This is a genomic window from Gottfriedia sp. NPDC057948 (assembly GCF_042887255.1).
In the GTDB taxonomy this organism is placed as follows: domain Bacteria; phylum Bacillota; class Bacilli; order Bacillales; family Bacillaceae_G; genus Gottfriedia.
On sequence record NZ_JBHVPN010000020.1, the window covers coordinates 50,474 to 67,501 of the forward strand.

A 17,028-nucleotide genomic window follows, 5' to 3' on the forward strand; every position below is an offset into this window, starting at 1 on the left:
ACAATTAGTTTTAACTTATTCAAGAATAAGTCGAATTAGTTTAGAAAGTCCTGTGTCAATTACAGCGAAGAATACTACAAAGAATAAAACTGTAGCTAATACTGTAACTGTTGAATTAACTAATTCTTTACGTTTAGGCCATGAAACTTTTTTCATTTCACTTTTTACTTCGCGAAAAAACTTACCGATACGACCCACAGATGCAACCCCCATATATACTAGTTTAGAGATTTACGAAACGTCCGCCTTGTCCAAAAAATAGTGCATGATCTTTAACTTATATACTGAATAAGGACATTCGCAATTATCGTTTATCTTACTTCATTTATTTTGTTTCTTTATGTGTAGTATGCTCATTGCACGTTTTACAAAACTTTTTCATCTCCAAACGTTCTACAGAAGAGGAATTCTTCATTGTGGAGTAATTTCTATTATTGCAATTAGCGCACGACAGGACAACTTTTTTTCTCATGGTGACACCAACCTAATTCATCTATAATTATCCATCTAGAATGTACCATGTGAAATATAAACTGTCAAATTCATTTCTAAACCCTTGTATTCCTATATATTATTATGAATTACAAAGGAATTTATTTGATCTAATTAAACTGATAGTTCTCTGATTTCCATATATCTTTCAAGCTTTCTTTTCACTCTCTGTAAAGCATTATCAATCGATTTTACATGCCTGTTTAACTCTTCTGATATTTCTTGGTAAGATCGACCATCTAAATAGAGTGATAATACTTTTCTTTCTAAATCGCTTAATAATTCAGACATTTTAAGCTCTATGTCCACATTTTCTTCTTGATTGATAACAAGTTCCTCTGGATCCATGTTTTTTGTTTCTGTTAAAACATCCAGTAGTGTACGATCAGATTCCTCATCATAAATAGGCTTGTCCAATGAAACATAAGAATTTAATGGGATGTGCTTTTGTCTAGTTGCTGTTTTAATCGCTGTAATAATTTGTCTTGTAATGCATAATTCTGCAAACGCCTTGAAAGACGAAAGTTTGTCTTCTTTGTAATCACGAATTGCTTTGTATAATCCAATCATACCTTCTTGAATGATGTCTTCACGGTCAGCTCCTATTAGGAAATAAGACCTAGATTTTGCTTTAACGAAATTTCGGTACTTTTGAATTAAAAATGTTAGTGCCTCTTGATCACCCTCTCGAACATATTCGAGAATTACCTCATCTTCTAAGGGTCCATACTCTATCATTAGCTTCAATTCCTGTTCAACGTTCAAAATTAGCACCTCCGACCAAACAATTTAATTAAATTATACAGCACAAAGAAGAAGGAAACAATAAGTCATCGTTCCCCTCTTCGCCATTTTTCTAAAATTTCTGTTTGTTTCGAATTTAAAGTCTTACTAATCGTCAGTCTTTGATCAGGTATTTCACTAATTCGACTACTTATCATTTTTTTATTTTGAGTAACCGATCGATAAAGTTCCATTGCAGGTATACGAAGTGCACCTTGTCCAAATATTTGCCATTGCTCAGTAAAGTCAGATGTCGCAACATAAATATGATGGTTAACATGACGAAGCTCAATTGCAAGTTTTTCAATTTTTTCATCAGCCGTTTGGTTTTTCCGAGTAAAAATTACTTCGACCTTGGAATTCTTGTCGACCTTTTCGATTCCATTTACAAAATGAGCATCAAATACAACAATTATATACATCCCTGTGTATGCCTTATACTCAGCAAGTTGAGTAATTAGATAATCACGTGATTTATCAAAGTCAATTTCTCGAAGTTTTCTAAGATTCGGCCAAGCTCCAATCATGTTATAACCATCTACAATAAGAATCTCTTTCTTTTTATGATCCAAGCGGGTGTCTCTTACGATGTATTTCATACATTAATAGACTAGCCGCAACAGACGCATTTAACGATGTAACTTTACCGACCATTGGTAACTTAATTAGGAAATCACATTTTTCCTTTAAGATCCTGCTCATGCCTTTACCTTCGCTACCAATAATTAACCCAAGAGAAATTTGGCCATCCATGTTTCGATAGTCATCAGCACCTTTTGCATCTGTACCAAAAATCCAAACTCCTCTTTCTTTTAATTCATCTATAGTTCTTGCTAAGTTCGTTACTCGTGCTACTGGAATGTATTCAATTGCTCCAGTAGAAGCTTTAGCAACCGCTGAAGTTAAACCTACCGCTCTTCTCTTTGGAATAATGATTCCATGAGCACCAACTGCATCTGCGGTTCGCATAATTGAGCCTAAATTATGAGGGTCCTCAATTTCATCAAGTATTAAGAAGAACGGTTGTTCATTTCGACTACTAGCCACTTCAAACAAATCATCAAGTTCCACATATTCATATGCAGCTACTTGCGCTACTACACCTTGATGGTTTCCTTTAACCATTCCGTCTAACTTCTTGTTTGGTGCTGTTTGAACAATCACTTTGTTTTGGTTTGCTAATTCTAAAAGTTTATGGATTTGACCTTTATTTGCTCCTTCGCTAACCCATATTTTATTTATATCTCGACCTGAACGTATTGCCTCCATAACTGGATTACGTCCAATAATAAATTCTTCAGACATATTATGCTCCTTTATCGTTCTCAATAAATTGAATCGCAATATCTACAATTGTATTGAGTCTATCTTCATTTTTTAATAAATAATGGTATCCAATTAACGCTTCCATTGCGGTTGCGTATCGATATGTTTGTACATCAGTATTTTTTGGTACAGTTCCTGACTTTGCATTACGGCCCCTTTTAACGACCGCAACTTCTTCATCTGACAATATCTCAGTAAAAAGCATTTCTCTAATTACTTTAGCTTGTCCTTTCGCAGAAACAAATCTTGTTGCTGCTCGGTGAAGTTGATTAGGTCTTACTGTCCCTTTTTCAAGGAGGTGATGACGTACATAAATTTCATATACAGCATCACCTATATAAGCAAGTGCTAAACTGTTTAGTTGTTTAGCATCAATATTTTGGTTACTTTCAATCATAAAGTTATCCTCTTTTCCAGCGAATACCTTGCGGAGTATCTTCAATGATTATATTCATTTCTTTTAATTGATCACGAATTTGGTCCGCTAATGCAAAATCACGATTTTTACGTGCGTCTGTACGTTTTTGAATTAATGCTTCGATTTCATCATCTAACATTGCTTCTTCTTTAACTAGTGTAATGCCTAGAACATTTGATAATTCATCAAAAGTTGTTACTAATTGATTTAATACATTCGTAGAAGTATGTGTTTCTAGTAAATATTGATTTGCCAATTTAGCTAATTGATATAAAACAGAAATTGCATTAGCTGTATTAAAGTCATCATCCATTACTTTTGTGAAGACGGTTTTTTCATCTGCTATTTCTTTTAACCACTTATTGTCATCTTCTGTTAAATTAGTACTGCTTTCTAAACGATGCTTACTATTTTGATATGCCGTTTTAATACGTTCAAAACCATTTCTAGCTTCTTGTAAAAGTTCTTCGCTATAGTTAATTGGGTGACGATAATGCACTGATAACATGAAGAAACGTAATAACATAGGATCAACGATTTTTATAATGTCATGCACTAATACAAAGTTACCTAATGACTTAGACATTTTTTCGTTGTCGATATTGATGTATCCATTATGCATCCAATAATTTGAAAAAGTTTTCCCGCTTAAAGCTTCTGACTGAGCGATTTCATTCTCATGGTGTGGAAATGATAAATCTTGACCGCCTGCATGTATATCAATTGTTTCTCCAAGGTATTTCTTTGCCATTGCTGAGCATTCAATATGCCATCCTGGTCTACCTTTCCCCCATGGACTTTCCCAGAATATTTCACCTGGTTTAGCTGCTTTCCATAGTGCAAAATCTAATGGATCTTCTTTCTTTTCGCCAACTTCAATTCTTTCACCAATTCGAAGGTCTTCAATTGATTGGTGTGAAAGTTTACCGTAACCATCAAATTCCTTTGTTTTGAAGTAAACATCACCTTCGGATTCATATGCATAACCTTTTTTTACTAGCTCATCGATAAACTCAATAATAATATCCATATTATCCATTACACGAGGATGATTCGTTGCTGTTTTGCAACCTAGTTCTTGAACATCTTCAAAATATGCATTAATAAAACGATCTGCTATAGTTGGAACATCTGAGCCTAATTCATTTGCTGCTTTAATTAACTTATCATCAACATCAGTGAAATTTGAAACATAGTTTACTTCGTATCCACGATATTCAAAATAGCGTCTTACTGTATCAAAAACAATAGCAGGTCTTGCATTACCAATATGAATATAGTTATATACAGTAGGTCCACATACATACATTTTGACCTTACCTTCTTCTATCGGCTTAAAATCTTCTTTATTCCTTGTTAATGTATTATAAATTTGAATTGCCATCGTTTTACTTCCTTTCAGATATTCTCATTAAACTTCTTAGCTCTTCTAATTCCGCTTCTAGTTGTAGTAATCGATCTGCTACTGGGTCAGGTAGATCACAGTGATCAAATTGATTATTAACTCTAATTCCATCTTGAACAACTATCTTACCAGGTATACCAACAACCGTAGTATTATTTGGAACATCCTTTAGTACAACTGAATTTGCACCGATTTTTGCATTTTCTCCGATTGTGATTGAACCTAGAACTTTTGCTCCGGTAGCTACTAGTACCCCACTCAATAAGGTTGGATGTCGCTTACCTTTTTCCTTACCGGTTCCACCTAATGTTACCCCTTGATAAATCGTAACATCATCACCTATTTCACATGTTTCGCCAATTACGACTCCTGCTCCATGATCGATAAAAAATCGTCTACCAATTTTCGCCCCTGGGTGAATCTCGATCCCTGTTAAAAAACGAGCAAACTGTGAAATGCTTCTTGCAATAAAGTGCCATTTTTTCCGATAGAAATAATGAGCAAATCGATAGAGCCATAATGCATGTAAACCAGCATACGTAAGAATAACTTCTAAATAGCTAGTAGCGGCTGGATCGCGTTCAAATATCGTCGCTACATCTTCCTTCATGTACTTTAGCATCTTCATTTCCCCTTAAAGAATTTATTAAAAATTTGATTTTTTCTCTATAAAAAATAAAAAGCGTCCCAGTGTACATAATATACACAGAGACGCTTTATGCGCGGTTCCACTCTGTTTAGATAAAATAGATTTATCTCAACTCATGTAATGTAACGGTTTCCACCGCCCTAGCCTACTTAAACGTATTTTTCGGCTAAGGACTCAAGGGGGCACTTCCATGACTACCATTAAAATCACTTTCACCAATGTGATTCTCTCTGAGTAACGAGTAGCCATTTACTTTTCCCTATCAACATTTTACCTATATGAATATTACTTATATATATTACAAATTAATCAAAATGTTAACCAATTATTTGTTGTAAACGAGCAATAACTTTTTCTTTTCCTAATAAAGTCATCGCTGCTGGTAATTCAGGACCATGACATTGACCAGTTGTTGCAACACGAATTGGCATAAATAACTTTTTGCCTTTTTGACCAGTTGACTTTTGAACTGATTTCATTGCAGCTTTAATTGAATCAACTGTAAATTCTTCAGAAGCTTTAAGTTCTTCAACTAATGCTGAAAGTACTTCCTTTACTTGCTCTTCAGAAATAACAGCTTGCTCTTCTTCACCGAATGTTAATACTTCTTTGAAGAATAAGCTTGATAATTCTACAATTTCAGCACCAAAGCTCATTTGATCTTGATATAAAGCTACTAGATTTGTAACCCATAGATTTTCATCAGCAGTGCGTTCTTCATTTACAAAACCAGCTTTAATTAGATGTGGTAATGAAATTTCTACCACTTTTTCTAATGGTTGCTCTTTAATATATCGGTTGTTAATCCAAGTTAATTTTTGCTTATCAAACATAGCAGGAGCTGAACTTAAACGGCTAGGATCGAAAATCTTAATAAATTCATCTTTGCTGAAAATTTCTTCTTCACCAACTGGTGACCAACCAAGAAGAGCAATAAAGTTAAATAACGCTTCTGGTAAGTAACCAAGATTTTGATATTGTTCAATAAATTGTAATACAGATTCGTCACGTTTTGAAAGCTTTTTACGGTTTTCGTTCACAATTACTGCCATATGACCAAAATCTGGAGCATCCCAATTTAATGCACGATATACCATTATTTGTTTAGGAGTATTCGAAATATGCTCTTCACCGCGTAGCACGTGACTAATCTTCATTAATGCATCGTCAACTACTACCGCGTAGTTGTAAGTAGCGATTCCGTTCTTTTTAACAAGAACCCAGTCACCGATATCTTTTGATTCAAATTTAATATTTCCACGAACGATATCTTCCCACTCATACGTATCGTTTGCTGGTACTGCAAAACGAATAGTGTGCTCTGCACTCGCTGCTTCTTTTACAGCTCTTTCTTCAGCTGTTAAATGACGGCATTTTCCGCTATAACGTGTAGTTGGATGACCAGCCGCTAATTGTGCTTCACGTTCCGCTGCAAGCTCTTCCTCTGTACAATAGCACTTGTATGCATGACCATTCTCAATTAATTCATTAGCATATTGTTTGTATAAGTCTAGTCTTTCTAGCTGACGATAAGGACCGAACTCGCCACCTTTATCTGGACCCTCATCCCAATCAATACCTAACCAGTGTAAATATTTCGCTTGGCTTTCTTCGCCACCTTCAACATTACGTTCGATATCAGTATCTTCAATACGTAATACCATATCACCGTTAAAATGCTTAGCAAATAAATATACGTATAATGCTGTACGTGCATTTCCAATATGTAAATGACCTGTCGGACTAGGTGCATAACGAACTCTTACTCTATTTGACATTTATAGACACTCTCCACTGAATAATTAATATACTTTATTAGTTTAAGCCTTCTTTTGTAACAATACAACCGCTTGGGATGCAATTCCTTCTTTTCTTCCTGTAAAACCTAATTTTTCAGTTGTTGTTGCTTTAACATTAATACAATCAGATGTCGTTTCAAGCAGTTCTGCAATTCGCTCTCTCATTAATTGGATATATGGTGCCATTTTAGGCGCTTGAGCAATAATCGTACAATCCGCGTTCACTAACTCATAGCCTTTATCCTTAACAATATGAAATACGTGTTGAAGTAGTTTTGCTGAATCAGCATCTTTAAAAGCTGGATCCGTATCCGGGAAATGTCTACCTATATCCCCTTCACCTATAGCCCCTAGTAATGCATCCGATATTGTATGAAGAAGAACATCGGCATCAGAATGACCTAATAAACCTAATTCGTATGGGATTTCAATTCCACCAATAATTAACGGGCGATTTTCTGCAAAAGCGTGAACATCGAACCCTTGTCCAATTCTAAACATGTAAACACCTTCTAACCTCTATATTGTTCATAGATTGTTTTTGCAAAAAACAAATCTTCTTTAGTTGTTACTTTAATATTGTTATAGTCTCCATTTACTACAAAAACTTTACTTCCGTTCCATTCAACTAAGCTAGCATCATCAGTTCCTAAATAACCATTTTCGTTTGCCTTTTGATGCGCTTCTATTAAGCATTTGTATGTAAAAGCTTGGGGAGTCTGTACTCCCCAAAGTGTAGAACGATCGATTGTTTCAACGACTTCTTGATCAATAACTTTCTTTATTGTATCTTTCATTGGAACAGCACAGATGACTGCCTCATGTTCATTCATCTTTTCAAGAATCCGTTCAATCACTGCATTTGTTACAAAAGGTCTTGCCCCATCGTGTACTAAAATTAAACTTTCAGTATCCTTAATTGAAACTAAACCATTATAAACACTTTCTTGTCTTTCTGCTCCACCATTTACATAGGTTATTTTATTTTGAATAAAGCTTGGCAAATTTAAAGTTTCAAAGAACTGTTTTTCAGATTCCTTAATCGGTAAGATAATCTCATTGCAACGATGATCTTCGCCAAATACTTTTAATGTTAATTCAATAATTGGCGAGCTAATTATTTTTAGAAATAATTTATTATAGCCTGCACCCATTCGAGAACCAGATCCCGCTGCTGGAATGATGACCTTATATTGCATTTTACGTATACCCCTCTAACTTACTTTACTTTTGCAAAAATCATGCGACCAGCAGAAGTTTGTAGTACGCTCGTAACAACTGTCTCTACTCGTTTACCAATTGATTCTTTACCGTCTTCTACAACGATCATTGTACCATCATCTAAATATGCAACACCTTGTAATTTTTCTTTACCTTCTTTTACTACAAAAGCAGTTAATACTTCCCCGGGTAATACTACTGGTTTAATTGCATTTGCTAGATCGTTAATATTCCAAACTTTAATTTGCTGAAGTTCACTTACTTTGTTTAAATTAAAGTCATTTGTCACTAAAATACCATTTTTTAATTTAGTAAGCTTTACTAATTTTGCATCTACTTCAGGAACATCTTCAAAATCACCTTCGTAGATTTCAACTTTCATAGCTAGCTCTTTTTGAATTCTGTTTAGAATATCTAATCCTCTTCGTCCTCTATTTCGTTTTAACGTATCTGAGGAATCAGCTATATATTGTAATTCTGCTAGTACAAATTGTGGAATCACAATTGTTCCTTCTATGAATCCAGTTTGGCATATATCAGCAATACGACCATCAATGATTACACTAGTATCTAAAATTTTAACTGGAATATCGAATGTTGAATCTTGCTCTTCAGCTACCTTTTTCTTGGCCTTTGAAGAAAGAGTAAATAAACTCAATAATTCTTCTCTCTTTTTAATCCCAACTTGAAAACCTAAATATCCTAATAAAATCGTAACAACTATTTGAATAATTGATGAAACATACTGTAATCTAATTGAGTCAATTGGCAATGAAATAAGAAATGCCAGAATAAGTCCAAAAACAAGTCCTAAACTACCAAACAAAATCATTGAAATAGGAGCTTTTAATAATTTCTCCTCAATATACTTGATAAATGTTACTGTTGGGTCAACTAACCAAAGCGATAAAATAAAAAAGATCACTGCCCCACTTAAAGCTTGCACATAAGAATTATGCAAAATATTAGGTAACTCAGTTTTTAACAGTTTATCTAATAGTGGAAAAAGTACTAAACCTAAAGTACTTCCGACAAAAATATAAATAACTTGAACGATCCTCTTTATCAATTCGCCACCTCCTTTAAATAAATAATAACTCTATCTTAGACGAAATAACTTAGTTATGTCTATTGATATATAGTTGCTCCTGAATTCGTTTTAATCCTTCTTTGATTTTTTTTGCACGAATTTCACCAATTCCATCAACATCATCTAACTCAGCAAGAGTAGCTTTGTAGATCCCTTTAAGGTGCTTAAATCGCTGTGTTAAATTTTCAATCACTAGCGGCGGCAGTCTAGAAATTTTCATCAACATACGATACCCTCTAGGTTCTACCATTTCCTCAAGATTTGTGTTATTCGGATAACCTAGCAATTTAATAATGGCATGATCCTCTAACAATTCTTCGTTTGCCAATTCTTGGAGTTTTTGCAAAATACTTTTAGGATCCTGTTCCTTACTATAATGATAATCCTTTATTAAAAGTAATGCCTCCTCCTCAAGGTCCGAAATGATCTCAATTAACTGTAATTCAATCAGTCTTCCTTCATCACCAAGTTCAATTACATAGTTATTAATTTCATTTTTAATTCGAAGAACCATTTCAACACTATGTAAAACATTTACAACTTCAAATAATGTAACTAGCTCTTCAAATTCTAAAATACTAAGTGAAGTAATCCCTTGATTCCACACAATTTTATATTTTTCCAGAGTTTGAATCGCCTGATTAGCTTTTGTTAAAATTACACCAATATCTCGAAGTGTATAGCGTAAGTTACCTTTATATAAAGTAATAACATTACGTCTTTGCGAAATAGCAATTACTAAGTTTCCCGTCTGTCTTGATACTCGTTCTGCAGTTCGATGACGCATACCAGTTTCTTTTGTAAAGATTGATTGATCTGGTATCAATTGTGCATTTGCTAACAGGATTTTTGACCCTGTTTCATTTAAAATGAGTGCTCCATCCATTTTTGCTAATTCATATAAGCTAGCTGGAGAGAAAGGGTCATTAATATGAAAACCACCATCGACCATTTCTTTTGTTTCATCATTAAAGCCAAGTACAATTAATCCACCAGTCTGTGCTCTAAGTACATTATCAATGCCATCACGCAATGGTGTACCTGGAGCAATCATTTCTAAAACTGGCAACATTGATTTAGCTTTTTGTTTTTGATCCTCCATCTCTACCCTCCTAACACGTATTTTAATGCTTCATGTACTGTATTAATACCTATTATTTCCATTCCTTCAGGAAAACTCCATCCTCCAATATTTTTTGATGGAATTATTGCTCTTTTAAATCCAAGTTTAGCCGCTTCTTGTACTCTTTGCTCGATTCTAGATACCCTACGAACTTCTCCTGTTAAACCGATCTCACCAATTACTACATCTGTTGGATTAGTAGGTTTATCTTGAAAGCTTGATGCTATACTCACTGCAACAGCTAAGTCTACAGCTGGCTCATCTAACTTCAGTCCTCCGGCAACCTTTAAATAAGCATCTTGATTTTGTAATAAAAGGCCCATTCTCTTTTCTAATACAGCCATAATTAACGATACTCTATTATGATCTATACCAGTTGCCATTCGTCTTGCATTTCCAAAGCTTGTTGGAGAGACAAGTGCTTGTAGTTCAACTAGTACAGGTCTAGTACCTTCCATAGAAGCAACAACAGTTGAACCTGCTACTCCAAAAGGTCTCTCTTCTAAGAATATTTCCGATGGATTTAGCACTTCCACTAATCCTAACTCTTTCATCTCAAAAATACCAGTTTCATTAGTAGATCCAAAACGATTTTTAACTGCCCTTAATATTCGATATGTATGATGCCTTTCACCCTCAAAATATAATACTGCATCTACCATATGTTCCAGTAAACGTGGGCCTGCAATTGATCCTTCTTTTGTTACATGTCCTACTATAAAGATCGGGATCCCTTTTGTTTTCGCGAATTTCATTAATTCTGAAGTACACTCTCGTACTTGTGATACACTACCAGGAGCAGATGTTACTTCTTGTAAATAGATTGTTTGAATCGAATCAATTACAACAAGATCAGGAGCCATCTCATCCATATATCGAGCAATATGAGACAAATCTGTCTCGGATAAAACATATAAGTTTTGTGTAGCGACACCTAGTCGTTCTGCTCTTAATTTTATTTGCTTCTGAGATTCTTCACCTGAAACATATAAAACTTTATGATCCTTTTTAGCCAATTGTGAGGAAACCTGTAAGAGCATCGTCGACTTACCAATTCCCGGGTCACCACCAATTAATACTAATGAACCTAAAACGATCCCGCCACCTAAAACCCGGTTAAATTCATCGAATGAGGTTTCGATACGAGTTTCAGTGCCAATTTCCACTTCCATGATTGAAATTGGTTTCGTTCCTTCTACTGTTGCGTTTGTATTAAATGTTAGCCTTCTTGAACTAGCAGGCTGTTCTATAAACTCAACCATTGTGTTCCACTCGTTACATGCAGGACACTTTCCAATCCACTTAACTGATTCATATCCACAAGACTGACAAACGAATTTAGTTTTATTTTTTTTAGCCATATGTATAGTACCTCTTTTGTTACTATGATTTTCTATATTAATAGAGTATGTATTCTAAGTCTATCCTAACGCTTTTTTGATATAAGAAAAAGGGCTTCACGCCCTTTTTCACAAAATAGATAACTTTACTATTAATTTGTTCAATTATCCTTCATAAAAGGTATGAACTTTGTAATTGCTTATTGATTTACAGTTTCAGCCGCTGAACTAATCAAATATTCATTATCCTTTACATCAAGAATAACTTTTCGGCCTTTTTCAACATTACCTTTTAATAATTCTTCGGATAAACGATCCTCTACTTGTTTTTGAATTGCTCTTCTTAATGGACGAGCTCCGTATTCAGCATCGAATCCTTCATCTGAAATTTTATCAATTGCTGCATCTGATAATTCTAGTTCAATTTCTTGTTCTTTTAAACGCTTCGTTAAGCTATTAACCATTAAGTGAACAATTTCTTTAATATGTTTCTTCTCTAATGAATGGAAGACGATTGTTTCATCGATACGGTTTAGGAATTCAGGACGGAATGCTTTTTTCAGTTCCTCTAATACTTTTCCTTTCATATCTTTGTAATCTTTTTCTCCATCGTTAATATTGAATCCAACATATTTATTTGTTTTTAAAGCACTTGCCCCAACGTTTGATGTCATGATAACAAGTGTATTTCTAAAGTCAACTGTGCGGCCTTTTGAATCAGTTAATCGACCGTCTTCTAATACTTGAAGTAGAATATTAAATACGTCTGGATGAGCTTTTTCAATTTCATCTAATAGAATTACTGAGTAAGGTTTACGTCTAACTTTCTCAGTCAATTGACCACCTTCATCATATCCTACATATCCTGGAGGTGCTCCTACTAAACGAGATGTTGCGTGTTTTTCCATATACTCCGACATATCAATACGAATCATCGCATCTTCATCGCCGAAAATTGTTTCAGCTAACGCTCGAGCCAACTCTGTTTTACCTACCCCTGTAGGACCTAAGAAAATAAATGAACCAATTGGACGTTTTGGATCTTTTAATCCAGCTCTTGCACGTCTTACAGCCTTAGAAACTGCTACTACAGCTTCTTCTTGACCAATTACTCGTTTATGAAGAACACTTTCCATATTTAACAGTTTATCTGCCTCTGTTTGAGCAAGTTTTGTAACTGGGATATTCGTCCAAGATGATACAACATTTGCTATATCCTCTACAGTTACTTCTGAGTTTTCTTTACCTTGTTTCTCTTTCCATTGACGTTTCGTATCTTCTAATTGTTCACGTAATCTTTGCTCTGAGTCTCTTAATGATGCTGCTTTTTCAAATTCTTGACTTTGAACAGCTGCATCTTTCTCTTTACGAACTTCCTCTAATTTTAATTCTAATTCTTTTAAATTTGGCGGTGTAGTAAAGCTACGTAGTCGTACTTTAGAACCTGCCTCATCAATAACATCAATTGCTTTATCCGGTAAGAAACGGTCTGTAATGTATCGATCAGATAGTTTTACTGCTTCAATAATTGACTGATCAGAAATTGATACTCTATGATGTGCCTCATAACGGTCACGTAAGCCTTGAAGAATTTGAATTGACTCCTCTACACTCGGCTGATCAACTTGAATTGGTTGGAAACGACGCTCTAACGCAGCATCTTTTTCGATATATTTACGGTATTCATCAATTGTTGTAGCACCGATGCATTGTAGTTCACCACGTGCTAATGATGGCTTTAAGATGTTAGATGCATCAATTGCACCTTCAGCTCCACCTGCACCAATTAATGTATGAAGTTCATCAATGAAAAGAATAATATTACCAGCTTGACGAATTTCGTCCATTACTTTTTTCAGACGATCTTCAAATTCACCACGGTACTTAGTTCCTGCTACGACAGTACCCATATCAAGTGTCATTACTCGTTTATCTCTTAAAATCTCTGGTACTTCATTATTAACAATTTGTTGAGCTAATCCTTCTGCAATAGCTGTTTTACCTACACCAGGCTCACCAATTAATACTGGATTGTTCTTAGTGCGTCGACTTAACACTTCAATTACTCGCTGAATTTCTTTACCACGTCCGATTACAGGATCTAAACGACCCTCTCTAGCTGATACAGTTAAATCACGAGCTAAGCTGTCTAATGTCGGTGTGTTTGCTTGATTAGCAGATCCATTTTGATGATTAGACGAGCTTTCATTGCTACCTAATAATTGAAGAACTTGTTGACGAGCTTTATTTAAGCTAACACCAAGATTATTTAATACTCTTGCTGCTACGCCTTCTCCTTCTCGAATTAATCCTAAAAGGATGTGTTCTGTTCCTACATATGAATGCCCTAATTTACGAGCCTCATCCATTGATAATTCAATCACTTTTTTAGCTCTAGGAGTGTAGTGTACTGTTTGAGCAACTCCCTGGCCACGTCCTATTAATGTTTCTACTTCTTGTTGTACTTTTTCTGGACTTAATCCAAGAGCAAGTAATGCTTTAGCAGCAATCCCTTCTCCCTCTCGAACAAGTCCTAGTAAAATATGTTCTGTACCTATATTTGAGTGTCCAATTCGGATTGCCTCTTCTTGAGAAAGAGCTAATACTTTTTGAGCACGTTCTGTAAATCGACCAAACATCATAATTGGTTCCTCCCATATAATTAATTATTTTTGTTAGATAGTCTTTCGCGTATTAGTGATGCTCTTTTAATATCCCTTTCTTCGGGAGTAAGCTGATCACCTACATACTGTTGTAAAATACCTGGTTGAGTTAATATCATTAATTCATGTAAAAAGTTTTTTGATACCCCATCAATTAAACCTAAATCAATCCCTAATTGTACATCCGATAAACACTTAGCACTTTCCTTTGTTTCGATTATTCTTCCGTATTTCAAAGTACCTAAAGAACGAAAGACTCGATCTTCTAAAAGAATTAAAGAAGTTCTGGCAAGTGCATCTCTTGCTGATTTCTCGTGTTTGATCAGTTGTTGAACAATTGTCGTTAAATCTTCTATTATTTCTTCTTCCGATTTCCCTAATGTTATTTGATTCGAAATCTGAAAGATATTACCTAATGCTTCGCTACCTTCACCATAAATCCCTCTTACTACTAAACCAAGTTGATTAATAGTAGGGATTAAACGGTTAAATTGTTTCGTGATGACTAGTGCTGGAAGATGCATCATCACTGAGGCCCTTAATCCGGTACCAACATTAGTAGGACAGCTGGTTAAATAACCAATTGTTTCATCAAAAGCATATTCAAGCTGACTCTCTATATAATTATCAATATGATTCGCTTGAGTAAGTGCCTCTCTAAGTTGTAAACCTGGAAATAGAGCTTGAATTCTTAAATGGTCTTCTTCATTGATCATAATGCTAATTTGTTCATCCTGAGATAATATACATGCTCCATGTACCGACTCTTGAACTAAATTAGGACTTATTAAGTGTTTTTCAATTAATACTCTTTTTTCTACTGGTTCTAACTTATTAATTTCAATATATTCAAAAGGTCCGTTTGGTAAAGCTGTACTACCTTCAAAATAATGTTTAACTAAATGACAAATTTCTTTAGCCTTGTCTTGACTAAGTAAAGTTGGATATAAATATGAACTGAAATTTCTAGCTAACCTAATACGACTACTTAAAACGATATCATCATCTGGACCTTCTTGTTTCATCCATGGACTGATGGCCTCATTAATAATTCGATTAATAGACATGTAACTTACTCCACCTCCTTTTGAAGGGCTAGTAAATCTTTCTCAATTTCACGAATTTCATCCCGAATCTTAATTGCTTGCTCAAAATCTTCTTTATCAATAAAATTTTTCATTTGAGATTTTAAGTCTTGTAACTTCCTTTTCAAAGAGATCGCCCCATTAATCTTTTGAGGTATTTTCCCTGTATGCGATACATTACCGCTATGAATTCTTTTAACAATTGGTTTCATCTGATCCATAAATGTTTCATAACAAGTAGAACAACCTAAACGTCCAATTTTAGTAAACTTTTGAAAAGTCATCTTACATCTAGGACATTCTATTTGTGAATCTTGATGAAATTTATTTTTCTTCATTTCATAAATACCAGTATTACCTTTAAACAATCCAGCTAACAAATCATTTACAGAATAACCACCTATTTCAGAAAAAATATGTTTATTGTTCGATTCATTTGCGCATTTCTCACATAAGTGAATATCTGTTTTCTCACCATTAATAATTTTAGAATAGTGTAATGTTGCCGGACGTTCTTGACATTCTTGACAAATCATTATGGGCAACCTCCATATTCTATTTATACTTTAAGCTTCTTAGCATTGCCTTGAACATTCTTGCTCTTAACTCGTCTCGATAAGGTAAATTAACCATTATTACTGAACGATCTAATACACTTAACATCATTTTTGCTTCTCGCCCAGTAATTACATTTTTTTCAAGTAGTAGACGAATATAGTCCTCTGAGCTAGACTGTGCAATATTATTAGTAAAGCTACTTAATATTTGATCAATCACGCTCGCTTTATCATGAAATTGCACTTTAATAATTCGAATATACCCGCCACCACCGCGTTTACTTTCTACTACATATCCTCTTTCTAATGTGAATCTAGTATTAATTACATAATTTATTTGAGAAGGTACACAATCAAATTTATTCGCTATTTCACTTCTTTTTATCTCGACATAATCTTTATCAGATATGTCAAAGTAGTGCATTAGATATTGTTCAATAATATCTGATATATTCTTCATCTATTTACCACCTTTACTGACTTTGACTATCTTTGACTATTATTATATTCCTTTCATGAAAAATTTCAACTATTATCTCTTTACCATTTTTTCCAAACGATACAGCTCTTAATCTCTTTTTACATATTAAGAATTGTATAAATTGGTAGCCTAGAAGAAAAATTGACGTATTTTTCAATTTTGGGTATTAAATATAAGTGCTATATCCTCTCTGTCTTTACCTAAAGGCTCGCCAATTGGCGATTTTTCTTTATCAGTATATATATATATATGTTATACAATTCTTTTAAGAAGCTTTTTTTCCTTTTTACTTTTATTAAAAAAATTCTATTTCGTTTGATCATTTGAGCATTTTTAGACAACAAAAAAAACATCAGACTAATAGCTGATGTTTTTCGTTACCAGGCGACGTTCTACTCTCACAGGGGGAAACCCCCAACTACCATCGACGCAAAAGAGCTTAACTGCCGTGTTCGGTATGGGAACGGGTGTGACCTCTTCGCAATAATCACCTGATTTATAGAGTTGTACTTCGTACCCTCAAAACTAGATAATGTCATTATCAAACTTGTTAGTTAAGTCCTCGACCGATTAGTATCAGTCAGCTCCACGTGTCA

The 17,028-nt window shown here is 34.4% G+C and carries 18 protein-coding genes, 1 rRNA gene and 1 other annotated feature; all 19 genes read right to left on the reverse strand.

What is annotated here, in order from left to right; genetic code table 11:
- Positions 1–15: 15 nt before the first annotated feature.
- Positions 16–198 (reverse strand): preprotein translocase subunit SecE, encoded by a 183-nt coding sequence (secE, locus tag ACFVRR_RS21210; protein ID WP_056467367.1) that lies wholly within the window; start codon positions 196–198, stop codon positions 16–18.
- A gap of 127 nt (positions 199–325) precedes the next feature.
- Positions 326–472 carry a 50S ribosomal protein L33 gene (gene rpmG, locus ACFVRR_RS21215; protein WP_082459366.1) on the reverse strand — a complete coding sequence of 49 codons (147 nt, stop codon included), beginning with the start codon at positions 470–472 and terminating at the stop codon, positions 326–328.
- Between the two features lie 134 nt (positions 473–606).
- Positions 607–1,257, reverse strand: a complete 651-nt coding sequence (gene sigH, locus ACFVRR_RS21220; RefSeq protein ID WP_056467364.1) for an RNA polymerase sporulation sigma factor SigH — start codon at positions 1,255–1,257, stop codon at positions 607–609.
- A gap of 65 nt (positions 1,258–1,322) precedes the next feature.
- Positions 1,323–1,802 carry an NYN domain-containing protein gene (locus ACFVRR_RS21225; protein ID WP_387332445.1) on the reverse strand — a complete coding sequence of 160 codons (480 nt, stop codon included), beginning with the start codon at positions 1,800–1,802 and terminating at the stop codon, positions 1,323–1,325.
- Between the two features lie 34 nt (positions 1,803–1,836).
- Positions 1,837–2,580 carry a 23S rRNA (guanosine(2251)-2'-O)-methyltransferase RlmB gene (gene rlmB / locus ACFVRR_RS21230; RefSeq protein WP_098428746.1) on the reverse strand — a complete coding sequence of 248 codons (744 nt, stop codon included), beginning with the start codon at positions 2,578–2,580 and terminating at the stop codon, positions 1,837–1,839.
- A 1-nt stretch (position 2,581) separates the two neighbouring features.
- The gene (locus ACFVRR_RS21235; RefSeq protein ID WP_387332425.1) at positions 2,582–2,998 is read right to left on the reverse strand and encodes a Mini-ribonuclease 3; all 417 of its coding nucleotides are present in this window, start codon (positions 2,996–2,998) and stop codon (positions 2,582–2,584) included.
- A gap of 4 nt (positions 2,999–3,002) precedes the next feature.
- Positions 3,003–4,403, reverse strand: a complete 1,401-nt coding sequence (cysS, locus tag ACFVRR_RS21240; RefSeq protein WP_387332427.1) for a cysteine--tRNA ligase — start codon at positions 4,401–4,403, stop codon at positions 3,003–3,005.
- Positions 4,404–4,407: 4 nt separating this feature from the next.
- Positions 4,408–5,046: a serine O-acetyltransferase gene (gene cysE, locus ACFVRR_RS21245; protein WP_097978211.1), complete on the reverse strand. Its 639-nt coding sequence runs from the start codon at positions 5,044–5,046 to the stop codon at positions 4,408–4,410.
- Positions 5,047–5,128: 82 nt separating this feature from the next.
- Positions 5,129–5,348, reverse strand: a binding site (T-box leader).
- Positions 5,349–5,390: 42 nt separating this feature from the next.
- Positions 5,391–6,851 (reverse strand): glutamate--tRNA ligase, encoded by a 1,461-nt coding sequence (gltX, locus tag ACFVRR_RS21250; RefSeq protein ID WP_387332430.1) that lies wholly within the window; start codon positions 6,849–6,851, stop codon positions 5,391–5,393.
- A gap of 42 nt (positions 6,852–6,893) precedes the next feature.
- Positions 6,894–7,373, reverse strand: a complete 480-nt coding sequence (ispF, locus tag ACFVRR_RS21255; protein ID WP_056467343.1) for a 2-C-methyl-D-erythritol 2,4-cyclodiphosphate synthase — start codon at positions 7,371–7,373, stop codon at positions 6,894–6,896.
- An 11-nt stretch (positions 7,374–7,384) separates the two neighbouring features.
- Entirely contained in the window at positions 7,385–8,071 is a 687-nt protein-coding gene (gene ispD / locus ACFVRR_RS21260; protein ID WP_387332432.1) for a 2-C-methyl-D-erythritol 4-phosphate cytidylyltransferase, read from the reverse strand.
- Between the two features lie 20 nt (positions 8,072–8,091).
- Complete coding sequence (locus tag ACFVRR_RS21265) at positions 8,092–9,162, reverse strand: PIN/TRAM domain-containing protein (protein WP_387332434.1); 1,071 nt, start codon at positions 9,160–9,162, stop codon at positions 8,092–8,094.
- Positions 9,163–9,211: 49 nt separating this feature from the next.
- A complete protein-coding gene (disA, locus tag ACFVRR_RS21270) occupies positions 9,212–10,285 on the reverse strand; it encodes a DNA integrity scanning diadenylate cyclase DisA (RefSeq protein ID WP_069033593.1) in 1,074 nt (357 codons plus the stop codon).
- A gap of 2 nt (positions 10,286–10,287) precedes the next feature.
- Entirely contained in the window at positions 10,288–11,667 is a 1,380-nt protein-coding gene (radA, locus tag ACFVRR_RS21275) for a DNA repair protein RadA (RefSeq protein WP_098566359.1), read from the reverse strand.
- Between the two features lie 179 nt (positions 11,668–11,846).
- Positions 11,847–14,288, reverse strand: a complete 2,442-nt coding sequence (clpC, locus tag ACFVRR_RS21280; protein WP_387332437.1) for an ATP-dependent protease ATP-binding subunit ClpC — start codon at positions 14,286–14,288, stop codon at positions 11,847–11,849.
- A gap of 20 nt (positions 14,289–14,308) precedes the next feature.
- The gene (gene mcsB / locus ACFVRR_RS21285) at positions 14,309–15,376 is read right to left on the reverse strand and encodes a protein-arginine kinase McsB (RefSeq protein WP_335448730.1); all 1,068 of its coding nucleotides are present in this window, start codon (positions 15,374–15,376) and stop codon (positions 14,309–14,311) included.
- A 5-nt stretch (positions 15,377–15,381) separates the two neighbouring features.
- Positions 15,382–15,930 carry a protein-arginine kinase activator protein McsA gene (mcsA, locus tag ACFVRR_RS21290; RefSeq protein WP_387332440.1) on the reverse strand — a complete coding sequence of 183 codons (549 nt, stop codon included), beginning with the start codon at positions 15,928–15,930 and terminating at the stop codon, positions 15,382–15,384.
- A gap of 19 nt (positions 15,931–15,949) precedes the next feature.
- Complete coding sequence (locus ACFVRR_RS21295) at positions 15,950–16,411, reverse strand: CtsR family transcriptional regulator (protein WP_069033588.1); 462 nt, start codon at positions 16,409–16,411, stop codon at positions 15,950–15,952.
- 400 nt (positions 16,412–16,811) lie between these two features.
- Positions 16,812–16,927, reverse strand: a 5S ribosomal RNA gene (gene rrf, locus ACFVRR_RS21300).
- Positions 16,928–17,028 lie beyond the last annotated feature (101 nt).